General features: G+C 73.8%; 17 protein-coding genes. 8 read left to right on the top strand and 9 right to left on the bottom strand.

Annotation, left to right across the window (positions count from 1 at the left end; genetic code table 11):
• The first annotated feature begins 91 nt into the window (after positions 1-91).
• Positions 92-316, top strand: a complete 225-nt coding sequence (locus VGI02_RS02225; protein ID WP_331625607.1) for a hypothetical protein — start codon at positions 92-94, stop codon at positions 314-316.
• A 60-nt stretch (positions 317-376) separates the two neighbouring features.
• Here the strand turns inward: VGI02_RS02225 and VGI02_RS02220 are convergent, their stop codons facing one another.
• Both VGI02_RS02220 and VGI02_RS02215 read right to left on the bottom strand, forming a co-directional pair.
• Entirely contained in the window at positions 377-1,321 is a 945-nt protein-coding gene (locus VGI02_RS02220; RefSeq protein ID WP_331625606.1) for a hypothetical protein, read from the bottom strand.
• 99 nt (positions 1,322-1,420) lie between these two features.
• Positions 1,421-1,873 carry a winged helix-turn-helix transcriptional regulator gene (locus VGI02_RS02215; protein ID WP_331625605.1) on the bottom strand — a complete coding sequence of 151 codons (453 nt, stop codon included), beginning with the start codon at positions 1,871-1,873 and terminating at the stop codon, positions 1,421-1,423.
• 90 nt (positions 1,874-1,963) lie between these two features.
• On the opposite strand from VGI02_RS02215, the gene VGI02_RS02210 reads away from it, so the two are divergent.
• The 4 genes from VGI02_RS02210 (at position 1,964) to VGI02_RS02195 (ending at position 6,218) form a co-directional block, all read left to right on the top strand.
• Entirely contained in the window at positions 1,964-2,560 is a 597-nt protein-coding gene (locus VGI02_RS02210; protein WP_331625604.1) for a dihydrofolate reductase family protein, read from the top strand.
• Positions 2,561-2,601: 41 nt separating this feature from the next.
• Positions 2,602-2,985, top strand: coding sequence for a PPOX class F420-dependent oxidoreductase (locus VGI02_RS02205; protein WP_331625603.1), 384 nt, complete (start codon positions 2,602-2,604; stop codon positions 2,983-2,985).
• Between the two features lie 369 nt (positions 2,986-3,354).
• Complete coding sequence (locus tag VGI02_RS02200) at positions 3,355-5,487, top strand: DEAD/DEAH box helicase (RefSeq protein WP_331625602.1); 2,133 nt, start codon at positions 3,355-3,357, stop codon at positions 5,485-5,487.
• 107 nt (positions 5,488-5,594) lie between these two features.
• Entirely contained in the window at positions 5,595-6,218 is a 624-nt protein-coding gene (locus VGI02_RS02195; protein ID WP_331625609.1) for a ribonuclease H family protein, read from the top strand.
• A 6-nt stretch (positions 6,219-6,224) separates the two neighbouring features.
• On the opposite strand, the gene VGI02_RS02190 is transcribed toward VGI02_RS02195, so the two are convergent.
• Both VGI02_RS02190 and VGI02_RS02185 read right to left on the bottom strand, forming a co-directional pair.
• A complete protein-coding gene (locus VGI02_RS02190) occupies positions 6,225-7,100 on the bottom strand; it encodes a sterol desaturase family protein (protein WP_331625601.1) in 876 nt (291 codons plus the stop codon).
• Positions 7,101-7,177: 77 nt separating this feature from the next.
• Positions 7,178-7,777 carry a TetR/AcrR family transcriptional regulator gene (locus VGI02_RS02185; protein ID WP_331625600.1) on the bottom strand — a complete coding sequence of 200 codons (600 nt, stop codon included), beginning with the start codon at positions 7,775-7,777 and terminating at the stop codon, positions 7,178-7,180.
• 100 nt (positions 7,778-7,877) lie between these two features.
• Between VGI02_RS02185 and VGI02_RS02180 the strand changes: the two genes are divergently transcribed.
• Positions 7,878-10,640 carry an ATP-binding protein gene (locus VGI02_RS02180; protein WP_331625599.1) on the top strand — a complete coding sequence of 921 codons (2,763 nt, stop codon included), beginning with the start codon at positions 7,878-7,880 and terminating at the stop codon, positions 10,638-10,640.
• Positions 10,641-10,664: 24 nt separating this feature from the next.
• A complete protein-coding gene (locus tag VGI02_RS02175; protein WP_331625598.1) occupies positions 10,665-12,035 on the top strand; it encodes an FAD-binding oxidoreductase in 1,371 nt (456 codons plus the stop codon).
• On the opposite strand, the gene VGI02_RS02170 is transcribed toward VGI02_RS02175, so the two are convergent.
• The 4 genes from VGI02_RS02170 to VGI02_RS02155 form a co-directional block, all read right to left on the bottom strand.
• Positions 12,025-12,390, bottom strand: coding sequence for a DsrE family protein (locus VGI02_RS02170; protein ID WP_331625596.1), 366 nt, complete (start codon positions 12,388-12,390; stop codon positions 12,025-12,027). The two genes, VGI02_RS02175 and VGI02_RS02170, sit on opposite strands and share 11 nt — an antisense overlap.
• 115 nt (positions 12,391-12,505) lie before the next feature.
• Positions 12,506-14,080: an HD domain-containing phosphohydrolase gene (locus tag VGI02_RS02165; RefSeq protein ID WP_331625595.1), complete on the bottom strand. Its 1,575-nt coding sequence runs from the start codon at positions 14,078-14,080 to the stop codon at positions 12,506-12,508.
• Positions 14,081-14,170: 90 nt separating this feature from the next.
• A complete protein-coding gene (locus VGI02_RS02160; protein ID WP_331625594.1) occupies positions 14,171-15,316 on the bottom strand; it encodes an acyl-CoA dehydrogenase family protein in 1,146 nt (381 codons plus the stop codon).
• 10 nt (positions 15,317-15,326) lie between these two features.
• Positions 15,327-17,033 carry a class I adenylate-forming enzyme family protein gene (locus tag VGI02_RS02155; RefSeq protein WP_331625593.1) on the bottom strand — a complete coding sequence of 569 codons (1,707 nt, stop codon included), beginning with the start codon at positions 17,031-17,033 and terminating at the stop codon, positions 15,327-15,329.
• A 59-nt stretch (positions 17,034-17,092) separates the two neighbouring features.
• Between VGI02_RS02155 and VGI02_RS02150 the strand changes: the two genes are divergently transcribed.
• The gene (locus VGI02_RS02150; RefSeq protein WP_331625592.1) at positions 17,093-17,887 is read left to right on the top strand and encodes an enoyl-CoA hydratase/isomerase family protein; all 795 of its coding nucleotides are present in this window, start codon (positions 17,093-17,095) and stop codon (positions 17,885-17,887) included.
• 6 nt (positions 17,888-17,893) lie between these two features.
• Here the strand turns inward: VGI02_RS02150 and VGI02_RS02145 are convergent, their stop codons facing one another.
• Positions 17,894-18,739 (bottom strand): PaaX family transcriptional regulator, encoded by an 846-nt coding sequence (locus VGI02_RS02145; RefSeq protein WP_331625591.1) that lies wholly within the window; start codon positions 18,737-18,739, stop codon positions 17,894-17,896.
• Positions 18,740-18,750 lie beyond the last annotated feature (11 nt).

The raw sequence follows: 18,750 nt of genomic DNA, 5'->3' as shown, positions 1-18,750 counted from the left end.
CCACCCGAACGGCGGTCACGTCGCCTGTAACGCCGAGGGCGTCCCGGACGACATCACGGGCAGATAACGACGAGATCGCGAGAGGACCACCGTGACGATCACCGAAGTGCTGCTCGAGCGGGTGCACGACATCGACGCGTGTGACGGCTACCTGGTCGTCGTCTCCGACCCGGACACCGGCGCGGTCGACGCCCACGGCCCGTTCGACGGCATCGGCGCCGCCGTCGAGGCGGACCGGCGACGCCACGAGCTCGACGCCGAGCAGCTCGACGACGTCGTCATCAAGGTCGTGCGCTGGCACCGCGCCGCCGGCTGACCCCCGGACCGGCCTCCGCGCCGCTTCCGAGGCCGGTGCGACGGCGCGCCCCGACGGGCGTCAGTCCTCCTCCTCGTCCTCCACGTCCCCGTCGATCATGGGGGCTTCCTCCTGGGGCACGGGGGCGCCCTCCGCGATCAGGTCGCGGTGGAGCCTCATGAGCAGGCGGGCCTGGTCGGCCTCGGGCCCGGAGCCGTGGGCGAGGAGGGTCGTCCACGAGTAGGCCCCGGACGCGTCGCCGTCGGCGATGGCGATCTGCGCGAGCCGCAGTTCGACGTGCCGACCCCGATCGCCGGGGGCGTTGCGGGCCCCCGACAGGAATGCCTCCGCGTCCTCCAGGAACCCACGGCGGAACGCGATCTCACCGCGCACCGCGTGCTCCCAGGCGGGCAGGTCGATCGACCCCGGAGTCCGTGGCGTCGCGCTGAGCCCGGCGATCTCGTCCTCGGCGCTGTCGACGTCGTCGGCGCGGAGGCGGAGCTCGGCCAGCCGCAGCGCGCCCTCGTCGGATCCGGAGCGCCGGAGCAGGCCGGCCGCGGCCTCGTCGTCATCGCGATCCGCCAGGATCCGCCCCAGGGCGAGCGACGCTGCCGCGACGCCCGCCTCGTCGGCCTGCACCAGGAGCGGCACGGCGTCGTCGTCGCGTCCGCCCCGCAGGTGGGCCCGGGCCTCACGCCAGGCGCCGAGGGCGGCGAGCTCCGGGTCGGGGCCTGCCGCCGCCCGGGCCCACCAGCCCCGGGCGATGCGACCGTCGCGCAGCCACGAGTCGATGTCCCCCAGCGCGATGAGCGCGCGCTGGTCGGGGACGGCCACAGCGAACACCGGACGGAGTGCGGCCCGGAGGTCGGCATCGCCCGACCGGCCGACGAGCAGCGCCGCCCCGATCCGGACGCGGGACTCCGCGGACGCGGCCGGATCGCCGCCCCGGGCCTCCTCCGCGAGCACCTCGGCGACGCGGAGCACGTCCCGCCGCACGAGCCGCTGCTCGAAGTCACCCGATCCCATGAGCCCATCGTCGGCGGCTCGCCCGCGGGCTGCCACGCCTTTTCCGGTACGGCCACGACGGCCGGCTCCGGTGTCAGGCCGCGACGTCAGGCCGCGACGTCAGGCCGCGGCCCCGGGCCCCGGCAGCGGATCGACGTCGCCCGCGTGCATCGGCTCGCCGCAGTGGGTGCAGCGCAGGTCGACGCCGCTGATCTCGCCGCAGGCGTGGTGGCGGTAGAGCACCGGTGGGCCCGCCTCGCCCGCGAGCCACCGGTCCCCCCAGCCGACCATGACCATGAGCAGGTCGACGAGCTCGGTGCCCTTCTCGGTGAGGTGGTACTCGAAGCGCGGCCTGGTGTCGTACGGGCGGCGCTCGAGCACGCCGTGCTCGACGAGATGGTTGAGCCGCTCGGTCAGCACCTTGCGCGAGATCCCGAGATCGGCCTGGAGCTGGTCGAACCGGCTCAGCCCGACGTAGACGTCGCGCAGGACCAGGGGCGACCACGGCTCTCCGATCACGTCCAGGGTCCGCGCGATGGAACAGGCCATCCCGCTGAAATCGGTGCGCTGCATGACGCGAGTCTACGCGTTGGAGTTCCCTCAAGGAACTTAGCCTGCTACGGTCCTGGAGTCTCTTGAAGGAACCTCGAAAGGACACCAGTGATGAGCAAGGTCTTCAGCGCCCTCTCGGTCTCGGTCGACGGGTACATCACCGGTCGCGATCCCGGCGACGGCCGCGGTCTGGGCGACGGGTCGGTGTTGTTCGACTGGTACTTCGACGGTGACACGCCGAGCGAGGTGTTCGACGGGTTCCGGCTCAGCGGGCCCAGCGCCCGGATCTTCGATGCGTTCGCCGGGCGGGTGGGTGCCTCCGTCGCCGGTCGCAACACCTACGAGGACTCCGGCCGGTTCGGCGACGACGGCGGCCCGCACCCGACGGCGCCGCTCTTCGTGCTCAGCCACCGGCCCGCTCCGCGGATGACGGGCAGGCAGACGCTGGTCACCACCGGGATCGAGGACGCCGTCGCCGCGGCCCGTCAGGCGGCGGGCGACAAGGACGTCGCGCTCATGGGCGGTGGCGTCGTGACCGAGGCGCTGACCGCCGGACTCGTCGACGAACTCGTCCTCCACCAGATCCCGATCCTGCTCGGCACCGGACGGCCGTTCTTCCGGGAGCTGCCCGAGCACGTCGCGCTCCGACTCGTGGAGGCCGTGCCCGCCCCGGGCGTCACCCACCTGCACTACGCCGTCGAGCGCTGACCCACCCCGACTCGCCACCACCCACGACAGGAGACCGGACCATGCTCGAGCCCGACGTCCGCCGCCACTTCGACGCCACCCCGCTCGCCCACCTCGCCACCGTCGCCCCGGACGGGTCCCCGCACTCCGTCCCGCTCTGGGTCGGTACGCGCGGCGACCAGATCGTCTTCCTGACCGGCCCGGGGTCGGTCAAAGCCCGCAACCTGCGCCACGACCCCAGGGTGGCCCTGTCCCTGGCGCCCGCCGACGACCCGTTCACGCCGGTCGTCGTCCGCGGCCGCGTCGTCGAATGGCTCGACGGTGACGCGGCCTGGGAGATCATCGACCAGATCTCCACGAAGTACATCGGTGCGCCGTACCCGCGGTCGCAGGAGCGCGTGGTCGCGGTCGTCGAGCCCGAACGTCAGCGGGTGGGCGTCGGCTGACCCCCTCCCGATGGCGTCCCCGGCGGCCCCCGAGCCCACCGAGAGCGCATCCCGTGGCGTGCCGGCTCCGGTCCTCAGCCACCTCCACGACACCCGCCGAGCTGACTGCTCGACAATCCGGCGCGCCGGGTGGCCCTCCGGTCAGCGCGCGGTACTATGGACGGGAAGTTGGGCACCTGGCGCATTGTCCGTGCGGCACGGTCGGTTCTGCGGTGACGCCGTCACCGTCGATCGGTGCCGCCCTCGGTGCGCAGGGCGTTCGGTTCCGGGGTGTTCTCCCGCGGAGCCGTGGGTCGCATCTGTCCGCGACCCCCGCCCACAGCAGCACGAGGCCCGGCACTCGCGTGTCGGGCGTTCCTGAGGAGGTACGTGGCTCGTCGAGGCCAGCCCCAGAACGCCAGGGGTCGCCGTGGCGGCGGGGCCCCCGCCCCGGACCGGCGGCGTGGCGGCGCCCGCAAGCGCGAGGACGTCATGTCCGTGCTCTCGGACGCCGTGCGGGAGGTGCAGACCGCCCTCGGAAGGGGTCGGGTGACCCCCGCGACGCGCACGAAGTTCCAGGCGACCGCGCTCCTGCTCCGCAACGAGCGCGCCCGGATCCGCGCGGCGGAGATCAGCGACTCGCGCCGGGCCGAGCGGCTCAAGCGGCTGGACGACCTCGCGACGTCCCTCGCGAAGAACGCCGTGCGTGACGCCGGTCTGCTGGCGCTGCTGGGCGAGGACGCCGTCGTCTCCGACGACGCCCGGGCGCTCGAGCGCGACATGTTGCGCCGGGCGGGTGTCGAGTCGGCGCCCGTCGAGGAGGCCCCGCCGCCCGAGGATGCGCCGGCCGCGCCCGCCAAGCCCGGCGTGGTGCCGCAGTCGGTCGTCTCGCGGCAGATGTCCAACCCGTTCCTCGCCCCGGACTTCTCGGCCGCGCGCCCGAGCGCGGCGCGCCCGTCCCGGCTGTCGGGCTGGGAGCTCCTCGGCCCGCTGCTGCGGTCGTTCGAGCGGGCGGGGACCGGGGCGTCGACGTCGATGACCCTGCCCGGTCCGTCGTCGCGACGGGCACCCGGCCGGCAGGAGCTCATGCCCCACCAGGCCCAGTTGGTGGCCGCGGCCGCCGAGGGCCACCGGACGTTCCTCCTCGCCGACGAGCCCGGCCTCGGCAAGACCGCGCAGGCCCTGCTCGCCGCGGAGACGGCGAAGGCCTTCCCGCTGCTCGTCGTCGTGCCGAACGTCGTGAAGACCAACTGGTTGCGTGAAGCAGGTCTGTGGACGCCGCGCCGCAAGGCCACCGCGATCCACGGCAACGGCGACTCCATCGACGGCTTCGCCGACATCGTCGTCGTCAACTACGAGGTCCTCGACCGGCACGTGGGCTGGCTCGGCGAGTTCGGCTTCCGCGGGATGGTCGTCGACGAGGCGCACTTCATCAAGAACAAGGGATCCCAGCGCTCGCAGCACGTCCTGGGGCTCTCCGAGCGGATCCGGTCGTTCACGGCGAACCCGCTGCTGATGGCCCTCACCGGCACCCCGCTGATCAACGACATCGAGGACTTCCTGGCGATCTGGGAGTTCCTCGGCTGGATCGACGACAAGAAGCCGCTCGCCGAGCTGATGGACACCCTGACCGCCACCGGCCTGACCCCCGCCGACGCAGGCTTCTCCGCCGCCGCGCGCCAGTGCGTCGTCGACCTCGGCATCGTCCGCCGCCGCAAGGTCGATGTGGCCGCCGACATCCCCCCGCGCCGGATCGCCGACCTCCCGGTCGAGCTGGACGGGCCGACCGGCCGCTCGATCCGGGCCGCCGAGCGCGACCTCGCGCAGCGCATGGTCCGCCGGTACTCCGACGCCCTCGCCGCCCGGGGCTCCGGTCCCGTCGAGGGCATCGACCACGACCTCGTGCGCCGCGTGGCCACGTGGGAGCAGAAGGACGCGGCCGGCTCCCCCAACGGCGACAACGTGTTCAGCATGATGCGCCGCATCGGCCGGGCGAAGGCCGCCCTCGCCGCCGACTACGCCGCCCAACTGGCGCGCAGTGCCGGCAAGGTCGTCTTCTTCGCCAAGCACATCGACGTGATGGACGAGGCCGAGGAGACGTTCACCAAGCAGGGGGTCCGGTTCTCCTCGATCCGCGGCGACCAGACCTCCACCGCGCGGCAGCGGAACATCGACGCCTTCGTCGAGGACCCGGACGTCAGCGTCGCGGTGTGCTCGCTGACCGCGGCCGGCGTGGGCATCAACCTCCAGGTCGCCTCCAACATCGTGCTCGCGGAGCTGCCCTGGACCGCGGCGGAGCAGACCCAGGCGATCGACCGCAGCCACCGCATCGGGCAGTCCGAGCCGGTCACCGCGTGGCGCATCCTCGCGGCGCAGACGATCGACGCCCGGATCGCCGGGCTGATCGACGACAAGGCGGGCCTCGCCGCGCAGGCCCTCGACGGGTCCGACGAGGAGGTCGGCTCGTCAGCGGACGCGCAGCACGGGGCGCTCGTCGCGCTGCTGACCGAGGCCCTGTCCTGACCCGGCCGAGTGCCTGACCCCACCGAGTGGACACCCGAGGCTCTCGCCGCAGCCGCTGAGGTCCACTCGGTGGGGGTGGGCCGGCCGCCTACCATGATCCGGTGCCGATGACCGCGAAGTACGCGACCACCTGCGGGGTCTGCGCCTCGCCCGTCCAGCCCGGCGAGCAGATCGCGCGGTCCGGTGAACGGTGGGCGCACGAGGCGTGCGCCGGGTCCGCGCCGGCGTCGGGCACGACGACGAAGCCCAGCGGCTCGGCGAAGACGAAGAAGGCGCCACGCCCGGACATGCCCGCCGCCGAGGGCGCCCTCGAGGTGTGGACCGACGGGGCGTGCTCGGGCAACCCGGGTCCCGGCGGCTGGGCCTGGGCGACCCGCGACGGCCGGCAGGCCAGCGGCGGCGAGCCCGGGACGACCAACCAGCGCATGGAGATCCGGGCGGCTCTCGAGGCGGTCCGGGCGCTGGAGGGGCCGCTCGTCGTCGTCAGCGACTCGACCTACGTCGTCAACTGCTTCCGCGACGGATGGTGGAAGGGCTGGATCGCGCGGGGGTGGGTGACCAGCGCGAAGAAGCCGGTGGTCAGCCGGGATCTCTGGGAGCCCCTCATCACCACCGTGAACGAGCGGGGCGACGTCTCCTTCCGGTGGACCAAGGGGCACTCGGGCGACGAGATGAACGACCTGGTGGACCGGCTCGCCGTGGAGCAGTCGAAGTCGGTGTCCGCCTCGTAGCGGCCGTCAGCCCTGCGGCACGCGTGGGGCCCCCTCGGGCCGCCACCCTGGCGGGCCGAAGACGTGACCGAGCTTGGCGCGCACCCCGCGGGCCGCACGGACGTCGGCGATCATGGTCGCGTACTCACCGTACTGCAGCCGGAAGACGTTGTAGGTCTCCACCGGCGTGGTCAGCCCGTACCGCGGTCGCTGCCGTTCCTCGACGAAGGTGCCGAAGAGCCGGTCCCAGACGATGAGGATGCCGCCGTAGTTGCGGTCCAGGTACTCGGGGTCGCTGCCGTGGTGCACGCGGTGGTGCGACGGGGTGTTCATGACGAACTCGACCGGACGGGGCAGCCGGTCGACGGTCTCGGTGTGGATGAAGAACTGGTACACGAGATTCACCGAGAACGCGATGTAGATCGTCCACGGGGTGAATCCGAGCAGGGGCAGCGGCAGCCAGAAGAGGCCCTCCACCCAGGGGTTCCACTTCTGTCGCACCGCGGTGCTCAGGTTGAAGTACTCGCTGGAATGGTGCGCCTGGTGGCCGGCCCAGGCGAAGCGGACGCGGTGTGAGAACCGGTGCGTGACGTACCACGCCAGGTCGACGGCCACGATCAGCAGCAGCCAGCTCCACCAGGTGTCCGCAGGGACGTGCCACGGCGCGAGGTAGGTCCACAGGAAGACGTAGACCACGAGGGACACCGTCTTGAGCACCGTCGAGAAGACCAGCGAGCCGGCGCCCATGGTGATGCTCGTGCGCGCGTCCCGGGCCTCGTAGCCGCGCAGGTCCTCGCGCGCGGCGTGCCGGACGGCCGCCACCTCGACGAGGATGAACAGCACGAAGAACGGCAGGGCGTAGAGCAGCGGCGTGTTGATCTGGTCCCAGACCGAGGACGGCATGGCGCGCTCCCATCGTGACTCTCGGGTAAGTTACCGCAGAGTCATTTCCCCGGGTCAAGCGATCCCAGGGCGACGCCTCAGATCGGGTTGCCCATCGCGACGAGGACACGGGCACACCGCGCCTCCATCGCCTCGGCGTCCAGCTCGGGGTGCTCGAGCCACCAGCTCACGACCGCGTTGACCGAGTGCTGCCAGACCCGACTGAGCAGATCGTGGTCGAGCGGATCGGCGTTGCCGGCCCGGCGCAGGACGTCGGCGGTTCCCGCGGCACCCATCGCGGCCAGTTCGGCCCGGTACCCGCGGGCGAGCCCGTGGAGCTCGCTCCCGCGCGGGATCGTCGGGTCGTAGAGCACCGACCAGGCGTGCCGGCAGCCGTCCAGGACGGCGAAGATCGCCGCGAAGGTGTCCAGCGCCTGCCTGCCGGCCTGGGCGTCGACCCGGGCGGCGGCGACGCCCCGCACGAGCAGGTCCCCGGCCCGACGCACGCAGGCCGAGGCGAGACCGTCCCGGGAACCGAAGTAGCTGTAGATCAGCGGCTTCGAGATGTCGGCGCGGTGGGCGATCTCCGCGACCGAGACGTGGGCGTGGCCCCGCTGGCCGAACTCCTCGAGCGCCAGGCCGAGGATCTGTTCCTCCCGGTCGGCGCGCGAGACCTTCTTCGTCCCCGCTTTCGCCACGACGACGGAGGGTACGGGTACCGCTCCCCGCACAACCGCTTCATCGCTTCTCCCTCCGGTGAGGCTGGCCTCGCCGTCGGGCGGGGGCGATCCTGGCCTCGTGAGGGCCCGCGAGCCGGTCGATGCGCCACTGCGCTGCGGCGTGCTCGGAGAGCTCGTCCTCGTCCGGGGCGCCCGGTCGTACCCGGTCGGGGGCCGCCGCACCGCCGAGGTGCTCGCGGCCGTGCTCGTCGACCCCGCGCGTCCTCGGTCGGTCGAGGATCTGGTCACCGCCGTGTGGGGCGAGCAGGCCCCGGCGAGCGCCGCCACGATGGTCCACGGGGCGGTCCGTCGGCTGCGGACGATGGCCGATCCGGGCCGGGGAACGGAGCCCGGCCGCTTCCTCCCGCTGTGCGGTGGCCGGTACGCGGTGGCACCCGACGTGGTCCTCGACGCCGCGGAGTTCGAGCGGTTGCTGGCCGAGGCGCGGCCGATCGCGGGGTCGTCGCCTGCCCGCGCCGCCCAGCTCCTCCGAGAGGCACTCGCGCTGTGGCGGGGACCGGCCTACGACGGGATCGGGCAACCGTTCGCGCAGGACGAGGCGACCCGCCTCGAGGAGCTCCGGGTCCAGGGCGCCGAACTGCTCGCGGAGGCCGAGCTCGCGTGCGGCGATCCCGGTCGCGCCGTGAGCATCCTGGAACCCGTCGTCGCGGCCGATCCGGCTCGCGAGCGAGCGGCCGGGAGTCTGATGGTGGCTCTCCGGCGCATCGACCGGGCCGGCGATGCGCTGCGGGTCTTCGAGCGCGTCCGCGTGGTCCTCGCCGACGCCCTGGGCGTGGAGCCGTCGCCGGCCCTGCGGGAGATCGGGTCCGCCATCCGCCGCGGCGACGACACGCCGCGGCCGGAGCCTCCACGGCGGCCGCAGGCCCTGCCGACCCCGGTCAGCTCCTTCGTCGGCCGGGACGACGACCTCGCCCGGCTCGGTGCGCTCCTGGGCGAGCACCGGCTGGTGACCGTGACCGGTCCCGGCGGGTCGGGCAAGACGCGGCTCGCCGTGGAGGTCGGACGCCGAGGTCGGACGGCGAGCGTGTTCGTCGACCTCGCGCGCGCGTCCTCGGGCGCCGGATTCGACGACACGGTCGCCGACGCGGTCGGGATCCGGGTCAGCGGCGCGCGCCTCGCCGCCGCGGTCGCGGCCGGTCTCACCGACGAGGCCGTCCTGCTGGTCCTGGACAACGCGGAGCACGTCCTCGACCGGTGCGCGGGGTTCGTCCGCGAGGTCCTGGACGCCCACCCCCTCCTCCGGGTCCTGGCGACCAGCCGCGAGCGGATGGCGATTCCCGGCGAGCGGCTCCACCTCCTCGACCCGCTCCCCGTGCCGTCCCCGGAGATCCCGTCGGGCCGGGGCGGGCGGTACGCCGCGGTGCGGCTCTTCGCCGACCGCGCCGCCGCGGTGCGCCCGGGCTTCGCGCTCACGGCGGAGAACGAACCGACGATCGCCGACATCTGCCGTCGTCTCGACGGTCTGCCCCTGGCCATCGAGCTCGCCGCGGCCCGCGCGTCGTCGATGTCACCGCACGCGCTCTCGGCCGCTCTGCACGACCGGTTCCGGCTGCTGGCGCCGTCGGCCCGACACCCCGCGCCCTCCCGGCACGGCAGCCTGGCGGCCACGATCGCCTGGAGCCGGGACCTGCTCGACGACCGGGAGGCCCAGCTCTTCCGGCGCCTCGGGGTGTTCCCCGCGGGCTTCGACGCGGAGGCGGTCCGCGCCGTCACGTCCGACCCGGGCGACGACCCGACGCACGTGATGGGTGAGCTGGTGGAGACGAGCCTGATCCAGCTCGAGGAGTCCTCCGACGAGCGGTGGCGCTACCGGATGCTGGAGTCCACCCGCGAGTTCGCCCGCACCCAGCTGACGGACGATGAACTCGCCGCGTTGCGGCGCCGTCACGCCCACCACTATCTGGCCCTCGCGCGCCACGCGGCCCCCCACCTGCACCGACGCGGGGCGGGGCGCCGGCTCGACGGGCTGCACACGGAGCGGGACAACTTCCGTGCCGCCCTGGAGTGGGCGGCCGGTCCCTCCGGCCACGCCGAGGTCCTGGTCGGGCTCGCCGGCGACCTCTGGCATTACTGGGACGTCCGCGGATCGCGCGGCGAGGGGCTGCGCTGGCTCACGGCCGGGCTGGCGGTGCTCGCACCGGAACGGCCCGAGCGCATGGCCCTGCTCTCCGCCAGCTCGTTGCTGCACCTGGGTCGGGGCGAGTTCGACGACACCGAGGCCGCCGCCGCCGAGCAGCACCTCCTGGCCGTCCGGTCCGGGGACCGACGCTGGGAGGGCGACGCGCAGGCGCTGCGCGCCACGGTCGACTGGGCCCGCGGCCGCTTCGATCGCGCCCAGCAGCGCTACGAGGACGCCGTCGCGGCGTCCCTGGCGGGCGGGGATGTGTGGCGGGCGTCGATGGCGGAGGCGCAGCTCGCCCGGCTGCACCGCGACCGCGCCGAGCCCGACGCGGCGCGCGCTCTCGCCCTCCGCGCGGCGGCCCACGCCGCCGAGGTCACCGAGGACCTCGCGCTCGGGCTCGCCCACGACGTCCTGGCCTCCGTGGAGCACCGATGGGGTGCCCCGGCGGAGGCAGGCCGGCTCGTGGACACCGCCCTCACCCACTACCGGCTCGTCGGGTACCGGGAGGGTGAGGCGTCGGCGCTCGCGCTCCAGGGCCGGATCGCCGTCACGCGCGGAGACGCCGAGCGCGCCCGGGCCTACCTCGAGGAGGCCCTCCGGATTCATCGGCGCATCGACCACCGGACAGGCATGGCCTCGACCCTCGAGGCCCTGGCCGCCCTCTCCCCAGGCCACGAGCATGAGTTAGCGGCCGATTAGCCGACCGGTCGAGGCTCCTGCGGCATGACCACGACCACGAGCCTCGAGCTGCCCACCGACTTCCCCGCCGACGTCCTGCGGGCCGGCGATCCCGGCTACGACACCGCACGGTCGGTGTTCAACGCCATGATCGACCGACGGCCCGCGGCCATCGTCCGCTGCCGCAGCGCCGACGACGTCGCCCGCGGCATCGCGCTCGCGCGGGAGCGCGGTCTCGCGCTCTCCGTCCGCGGGGGCGGGCACAACGTCGCCGGCAGCGCAGTCTGCGACGGCGGCGTGATGCTGGACCTCTCCCTGATGACGGCCGTGCGCGTCGACCCGACGGAGCGCACCGCGGTGGCCGGACCCGGGTGCCTGCTCGGTGACCTCGACCGGGCGACCCAGCAGGCAGGCCTGGCCACCCCGCTCGGGGTCATGTCGGGGACGGGGATCGCGGGGCTCACCCTCGGGGGCGGGCTCGGGTGGCTCGCCGGACGGTACGGACTGACCTGCGACAACCTGCTCGCCGCCGAGATCGTCACCGCTGACGGCCAGGTCCGGCACGTCGACGCCGACCACCATCAGGACCTGCTCTGGGGCCTGCGCGGAGGCGGGGGCAACTTCGGCGTCGTCACCGCGTTCACCTATCGGCTGCACCGGGTCGGTCCGGTCCTCGCAGGTGGCCTGTCCTGGCCGTGGTCGTCGGCCCGGTCCGTCCTGCGATTCCACGACGAGCTGGTCGGCTCGGCACCCGACGAGCTCACCACGGCCGTGTCGCTCTCCCGCGACCCGCACGCCGGGCCGGTGATCTCGATCGGCGTCTGCTGGTGCGGCGACCCCGCCGAGGGCGAGCGGGCCCTGGCCCCGCTGCGCTCCGTCGCGCAGCCCACGGCCGACTCCGTGACCCTGATGCCCCTCGCCACCTGGCAGAGCGCACCCGACGCCGGGTACCCCCGTGGCCGGCGGCACTACTGGAAGTCGGGTTACCTGCGTGAGCTCACCGACGACGCCGTCGGGGCCCTCCTCGACCACGTGCCGAACATGCCCTCCGCGGCCAGCGGGATCGGGCTCCAGGGCCTGCGCGGCGCCGCCGCCCGGATGCCGGCGGCGGCGACCGCCTTCCCCCACCGCGTCCCGCAGTACGACCTGCTGCTGCTCGGGCAGTGGGACGGCCCGGGTCACGACGACCGCAACATCGCGTGGGGCCGCCGCGCCTACGACGCCCTCGCGCCACACCTCGCGGACGCCGTCTACGCCAACAACCTCGGCGCCGAGGGCCCGGACCGCACCCGCGCCGCCTACGGCACGAACCACGGTCGCCTCGCCGCGCTGAAGTCGACCTGGGACCCCGACAACGTCTTCCGGCTCAACCAGAACATCGCGCCCCGACCGGCCGCCGAGGTGGTCAGTAGCTGAAGGTCGTGGCGCCCTCGTCCCCGATCCACTCCCACATCGGCACGGTGCCCTTCACCGCCGCACCCGCGATCAGCGCCTGCTCATCGAGGTGCTTGGCGTGGAAACAGATCGGGCAGACGAAGTACTCACCACCGGCGGCCTGGTATCGCTTCACCAGCTCGGCCAGCGGTGGGCACCCGTCGCAGGCGACACCGACGGCGGTGCCGTCGAGACCCAGCCGGACCGCCTCCTTGGTGAGGAACATCAGCGTGGGGCGTCCGGTCTCCGCGGCGCCGACGGCCACGAGGAACGCGACGGTCACCTTCTCCGGGTCCTCCAAGCCGGTCGTCAGGCTGATCACGGCCTTGTTCGTCATCGTCTTCCTCCTGCGGACCGACGACGCCGGGTCGGGAAGGACACCGTGAAGGAACGTCGTCGTCGCTGGTCAGAACGGTAGGAACTCCCGCGGGCCGCGTCGTCCGGAGTTCTCCCTACGGATCGAGCGGCCCGAGGGTGTCGAGGAGGCCGTGCGCGACAGCGGCGAGCGCGGCGCCGGACCGGGTCGAGACCCCGGTCTTGCCGTAGATGCGCTCGATGTGGGTGCCCGCGGTCTTCGGTGCGATGCCCAGGCGTCGCGCGACCTGCCGGGTCGACGCGCCGCGCGCGATCAGGACGAGCACCTCGACCTCACGCGGCGTGAGTCCCGCCGGTCCGGTGCGCCGACGCGGGCGGGCGGCGCCCGCGGCCGTGAGCACCGCGTCCACCGCGTCCGGGGCGAGCCGTCCGGCCCGCACGTCGTGCCGCAGCGCCGCGGTGGCCTCCCTGCTGGAGAGAGCGGGCCGGTGCGGGCGGGGCTCGGTCATGGCGTGGAAGGCGTCGGCGGCGGCCAGGATGCGCGCCGTCGCCGGCAGCGCCGCACCGGTCAGGCCCCGGTGGTACCCGGAACCGTCGAGGCGCTCGTGGGACAGGCTCGCGATCTCGGCCAACCGGGCCAGCGCCGGAGGGCGGGCGAGCATCCGCTCGGTGTAGTACGAGTTGGCGCGGAGGCGCTCGCTCTCCGTCGCGGTCAGCGGTCCGGGCTTGTCCAGGATCGACGCGGGGACGCCGTGCAGGCCGACGTCGTGCAGCAGCCCGGCGCGCCGCACGGCCTCCACGTCGCCGGCGGGGAGACCCGCCGCGTCGGCGGCCCGGCCGGCCAGCCGGGCGACGCCGCGCGAATGCCCGGCGCGGTAGGACGAGCGGAGATCGGTGAAGTCGGCCACGACCTCCAGGGCGTCGTCCAGGCCCCGGCCCACGAGAGGCTGCTGCAGGACGGGGTCGCCGGCGACCACCGCGAGGAGATCGAGGTCGTCGGTGAGGTCGGCCAGCACCTCCGGAGCGGCCGCGCAGAAGACGTCGACGATCACCGGGTCGAACTTGGTCCCCCGACGGACCCGGGCCACGTCGACGGCCGCCTCGACACCCGCCGTGCGGTGGAACACCTCGACCACGTCGGCCAGGTGGAAGAGCCGCATCGAGCGCGCGATCCGGTCACCACCCACGCCGTCGGGCACGCCCGTGCCGTCCCACCGGGAGAAGAACTGACGCAGCCCGTCGCCCACCCGCGCACTGAGTCCGAGCCGCTCGGCCATCGTCGAGGTGGACACGCAATGCGACGCGAGTCCGCGCTCGACGCCTCGTCCGCCGGTGGCCACGAGGGTGGTCGCCAGGCGGAGCCGGTGCCACGGGGAGCTCCCCGCACCGGCGTGCTGGACCATGAACGCCATCGCGGGGAGCCCGGAGAAGTCCACCCCGAAGCTGTCGGCCCGGAAGGCGATGTCGTCGCCGAACCAGCTCGCGACCTCCGGGGTGTCGGCCACGCACCCCACCCAGGCCAGGACGGCGGTGTAGTAGAGATCCGCGCGCTCGGCCTCACCGAGACCCATGTGCTCGCCGATCCGGCCGGCGATCCACCACGAGCGCAGCACGTGCTCCATCGGCTGACCCAGGCCGAGATCGGTGGCCAGCGAGAACGTGCCGAGCAGATCGGCGAGGCTGACGCCGCCGTTCCGCTCCCCCGCTCCCACGTCCGAAGCATAGGAGCGCCGGGCCCGACGGAGCGGTCCAGCGGACACGGCGTCACGGCGCCGGGCCCACCACTCGACCGAATGGCGGGGTCAGGGCGCGCAGGCGCGTCCGAGGAGCGCCCGGGCCACGACGAGCTTGGCGATCTGGGCGGTGCCGTCGGCGATCTCGAACCCCATCGCGTCCCGCAGCCGCTGCGCCTGCGGGTTGTCGTCGGACCAGGCGGCGTGGCCGAACGTCAGCAGGCACTGGTGGACGGTCTCCACCGCGAGCTTGGGGGCCCACCACTTGACCATGTTCGCCTGGGTGGTGTGGTCGAGTCCGCGGTCCTTGCGCCACAACGCCTCGAAGCAGAGGTGCCGAGCCCCGGCGACCTGGGTCGCGTACTCGACGAGGGGGAAGGCCACGCCCTGGCGGGTCCCGATCGGGGCCCCGAACGTCTCCCGGGTCCTCGCGTACTCGAGGGCGTCGTCGAGAGCGGCGCCGGCCACGCCGAGGGCCATCAGCCCGATGATCGCCCGGGAGTACTCGAACCCCCGCATCAGCGCTCCGAAGGCCCCGTTCTCCGGGCCGACGATCTCGTCGCGACCGACCCGTACGCCGTCGAAGTACAGCGAGCAGCGCCCCGCCGCCCGGTTGGCGACGTCGCCGAGGCGGGTGATCGCCAGGCCCGGCCGGGTCAGGGGCAGGTGGAACGCGCTCACCCCGCGGGCTCCGGGGCCGCCGGTCCGTGCGAACACCACGACGGTGTCGGCGAGGTGCGCCAGCGAGATCGACGTCTTCTCGCCGTGCAGGGTCCAGCCGTCGCCGTCGGGTCGGGCGACCAGGTCGATCGCCGCGGCGTCCGACCCGTGCCCCGGCTCGGTCAGCGCGAGCGCGGGCAGGGTGGAGCCGTCCGCGATGCCGGGCAGCCACGCCTCCTGCTGGCCCGGGGTGGCGGCCGCGAGCAGGATGTCGCCGACCAGCGCGGTGGACAGCACGAGGTAGGCCGCGTTGATGTTGGCCCGGGACAGCTCCTCGACGGCTACGCCGACTGTCTCCGCCTCGGCGTCCTGCCCGCCGAAGCGCGACGGCAGGCGCAGCCCGAGCAGGCCCATCCCCGCCATGTCCGCGCGGATCGTCGGCGCCATGTCACCGCTGAGGTCGTCCGCCCGGTAGTGCGGAGCCAACCGGTCGGTCGCGAACCGTCGCAGCGCGGCGCGGAAGGCCTCCTGCTCGGCGGTGAGGGCGTAGTCCACCCGGCGTCCCTCAGTGCCCCGCGTCGGCGGCGGGAGTCGCGAACCGCTCGCGGAGCTTGTACTTGAGGATCTTCGCGCCGACGGTCTCCGGGAAGGCGTCGACGAACTCGATCCGCTTGGGGGTCTCGTAGCCGGCGAGCCGGGCACGGCAGAAGGCGATGAGCTCGGACCGGTCGGGGGCGCGACCCTCGGCCGGGATCACGACGGCGACGACCATCTCGCCCCAGTGCGGATCGGGCACGCCGATGACCGCGGACCGGGCGACGTCGGGGTGCTGGTCGAGCACCGCCTCGACCCGCACGCTGGCGACGTTCTCGCCGCCGGTCTTGATGACGTCCTTGTAGCGGTCGACGAGGATCTGCTGGCCGTCGGGCTCGTACTGGCAGCTGTCCCCGGAGCGGAACCACCCGTCGCGGAACGTCTCGGCCGTGGCCTCGGCGTTGCGGTAGTACCCGGCCGCGACCACCGGCGACCGGTAGACCGCCTCGCCCGGCACCCCGACGACGCCGAGGAGGCTCTCGCCGTCGGCGGTCTGGATGTCGGCCGCGAGGACGGGGTTCGGGACCCCGACGTGGTTGACGACGCCCCCGGAGGCCTCGACCTTCTCGGGGTGCTCATCGAGCCAGAAGCGGAAGCAGGACATCGCCTCGCTCTGGCCGAAGACCTCGAGCAGCTGGAGCTCCTCACCGCACAGCGCGCGGAGCCGCCGGGCCACGTCGCCGTGCATCGCGCCCCACGCGAACATCCCGAGCTTCAGGCTGCCGAGGTCGACGGCCGGGTCCGCCTCGGCGGCGCCCACCATCAGCTCGAGGAACCGCGGCGCGCCCGCCCACAGCGCGGTGACCCGCTCCTGGGTGATCGCCGCGCACACCTGGGTGGGCTCGAACCGCCTGCCGAGCACGACGGTGCCGCCGGTGAAGAACGCAGGCAGCACGCCCGCGTTGTGCCCGCAGTGGTAGACGATCGGCAGGAAGGTCGCGAGGCGCATGTCGTGGTCGTGCCGCACGCCGCGGGTGAGCGGCCCGACGAAGGAGAACGCCGCCATGTAGGAGTAGGTGTGACTGCACATGGCGGCCTTGGGCAGGGCCGTCGTGCCCGAGGTGAACAACATGATCCAGATGTCGTCCGCGTGCAGCGCCACCTCGGGCTCCGGCGCGGTGTCGGGACGGTCGGCGACCCAGTCGGAGAACGACACCGTGCCCGGTACCGGCCCGCCGCCGAGAGTGATGGTCACCGCAGGCGCGAGCCCGGCGCGCCCGAACGCCGCCTGCCCCGTGGGCCACATCTCGGCGTCGACGATCGCGAACGACGGCTCCACGTGCGCGATCGCCGAGGACAGCACGTCCGGGGCGAGGAGCGGGTTCACCGGCACGCAGACGAGCCCGGCCTTCGCGATGCCGATCATGACCAGCACCGCCTCGACCGAGTTCTCGCAGTAGAGCAGGACCCGGTCGCTGCGCCGCAGGCCCGCGGCGAGCAGCGCGTGCGCCACCCGGTTCGCGAGCCGGTCCGTCTCGCGGTAGGTCAGCCGGGCGAACGCCGGGTCGGCGTACGCCCCGCTCCACCCGACGATCGCCTCGTGATCGGGACGGCTCCACGTGAGCCGTTCCAGGACGTCGCCGACCACCATCCGGTGGACCGGGTCGGTCGCCCGCCGACCGTGCAACGTCTCGACGTCGAGACCCATGGCCACCTCCGCGCGCATTCCATTCGCCACTCGCACGGATCCTCGGTGAGAGCTGTCACCGCGTCGGCAGCGATGGTAGGACGCTAGACATGACGAATGACGTGGTCAACGTTGATGTCACAGAGTCGGGCGTCGCCCGTGTCGAGCTGAACCGGCCCGGCGCCCGCAACGCGTGGGACGACACCCTCGGCGACGGGATGGCCGCGGCGTTCTCCGACCTCGCGGCCCGCCCCGACGTCAGGGCCGTGGTCCTCACGGGAGCCGGCACGGTCTTCTGCGCCGGCGCCGATCTCGTGGCCGGCTTCCCGACCACCGGGGACGGGCGGGACGACCTGCGGTCGGTGCTGCGCCGACGATTCCACCCGGCCTTCCTCGCGTTGCTCGACCTGCCGCAGCCGGTGGTGGCCGCCGTACACGGTCCGGCCATCGGCGCCGGCGCCTGCCTCGCCCTGGCCGCCGACATCGCCGTGATGGCCGAGGACACCTACCTGCAGTTCAGGTTCACGCGGATCGGCCTGATGCCCGACGTCGCGGCGACGGGGCTGCTCGCCGAGCTGGTCGGGCCGGCCCGGGCGACCGAGCTGATGCTGCTCGCCGATCCGATCGAGGCGGCCGAGTGTCAGCGTCTCGGCCTGGTCAGCCGGGTGCGGCCGACGGCGGAGGTCGCCGGGACGGCAGGCGACCTCGCCGAGCGGCTCGCGACGGGGCCGACGCGCGCGTACGCCGCCACCAAGGCGGCCATCCGAGCCTGGTCGCGGCGGTCTCTCGCCGACCAGATGGAGCTCGAGGCGGGCCTGCAGCAGACGCTGGTCACCACGGACGACTGGGCCGAGGGACGGGCCGCCTTCCGCGAGCGTCGCGAGCCGCGCTACACGGGCTCCTGAGGGAGCTCAGGTCCCGTCCGCGTGGTCGAGCGCCCGCCAGTAGGCGAGAGCGGGGCTCCGCCACGCCTGACGGACGGCCAGCAATTCGGCGGCCGATTCCCGGGCGGAGCGCGGGCCGGTGAGCGAGGCGGGCAGCTGGGGATCGACCGCAGGCAGGGCCTGCAGCTCCTGGTCGAGCGCGAGCAGATCGCGCAGGGCGGCCGGGCCGTCGGCGGGGCTGCGCGCGGCGAAATCGGCCACGAGCGCCCCGTACCGTCGGTCCACCTCGTCCAGCGACCACGCCCGCTCGACGATCTCCTCGTCCGAGAGGCCGACCCCGGCCGCGGACCCCACGAACGACATCGTGGTCGCGCCGAGACCCAAACGGTCCACGGCCCGGCCCGCCGCGGCCTCGTGGTCGGGGCGCGGCGAGACCCACACCCCCGGGGCCGGCGAGCCGAATCCCGCCCAGCACAACGCCCGGTAGAGCCGCGGGCGCACGGAGCGCAGCGGCTGCGGGACCGAGACGAGGAGAACCAGCCACCGCCGGTCCCACTCGGTCGACTCGGTGGCCAGCGCCTCGACCCGACGGATTCCGTCGTCGACCACCCGTCGTCCCTCGTCGCTGAGCGACCACCGCGCGGTACGGGCGCCGTGGTCGACCTCCAGCCATCCCGCGCGGCGGCCGCGCACCAGGGCCTGGCGGGCCGCGTGCGGCTCGTGACCGACGGTCGTCAGCGCGTCCACCAGCGTCGCCGTCGACACCGCGGCGGCGGGAGCGAGCTCACCGAACACGATCAGGACCGCCGACCCGGCGCTGTGCAGCGACATACGCCGGCGACGACGGACGCCACCGAGGTTGCCGCTGCCCACCCGGAAAGTCT

The organism is Actinomycetospora sp. (assembly GCF_036497245.1).
GTDB lineage: Bacteria > Actinomycetota > Actinomycetes > Mycobacteriales > Pseudonocardiaceae > Actinomycetospora.
Note: the sequence above shows the minus strand (reverse complement) of the source record. Positions and strands in the feature narration are given on the sequence as shown.

Excerpts from the sequence above, each read along its gene's own strand:
- VGI02_RS02220 (WP_331625606.1), bottom strand. The coding sequence starts at position 1,321 with ATGGGATCGGGTGACTTCGAGCAGCGGCTCGTGCGGCGGGACGTGCTC.
- VGI02_RS02215 (WP_331625605.1), bottom strand. The coding sequence starts at position 1,873 with ATGCAGCGCACCGATTTCAGCGGGATGGCCTGTTCCATCGCGCGGACC.
- VGI02_RS02210 (WP_331625604.1), top strand. The coding sequence starts at position 1,964 with ATGAGCAAGGTCTTCAGCGCCCTCTCGGTCTCGGTCGACGGGTACATC.
- VGI02_RS02205 (WP_331625603.1), top strand. The coding sequence starts at position 2,602 with ATGCTCGAGCCCGACGTCCGCCGCCACTTCGACGCCACCCCGCTCGCC.
- VGI02_RS02195 (WP_331625609.1), top strand. The coding sequence starts at position 5,595 with ATGACCGCGAAGTACGCGACCACCTGCGGGGTCTGCGCCTCGCCCGTC.
- VGI02_RS02190 (WP_331625601.1), bottom strand. The coding sequence starts at position 7,100 with ATGCCGTCCTCGGTCTGGGACCAGATCAACACGCCGCTGCTCTACGCC.
- VGI02_RS02175 (WP_331625598.1), top strand. The coding sequence starts at position 10,665 with ATGACCACGACCACGAGCCTCGAGCTGCCCACCGACTTCCCCGCCGAC.
- VGI02_RS02170 (WP_331625596.1), bottom strand. The coding sequence starts at position 12,390 with ATGACGAACAAGGCCGTGATCAGCCTGACGACCGGCTTGGAGGACCCG.
- VGI02_RS02150 (WP_331625592.1), top strand. The coding sequence starts at position 17,093 with ATGACGAATGACGTGGTCAACGTTGATGTCACAGAGTCGGGCGTCGCC.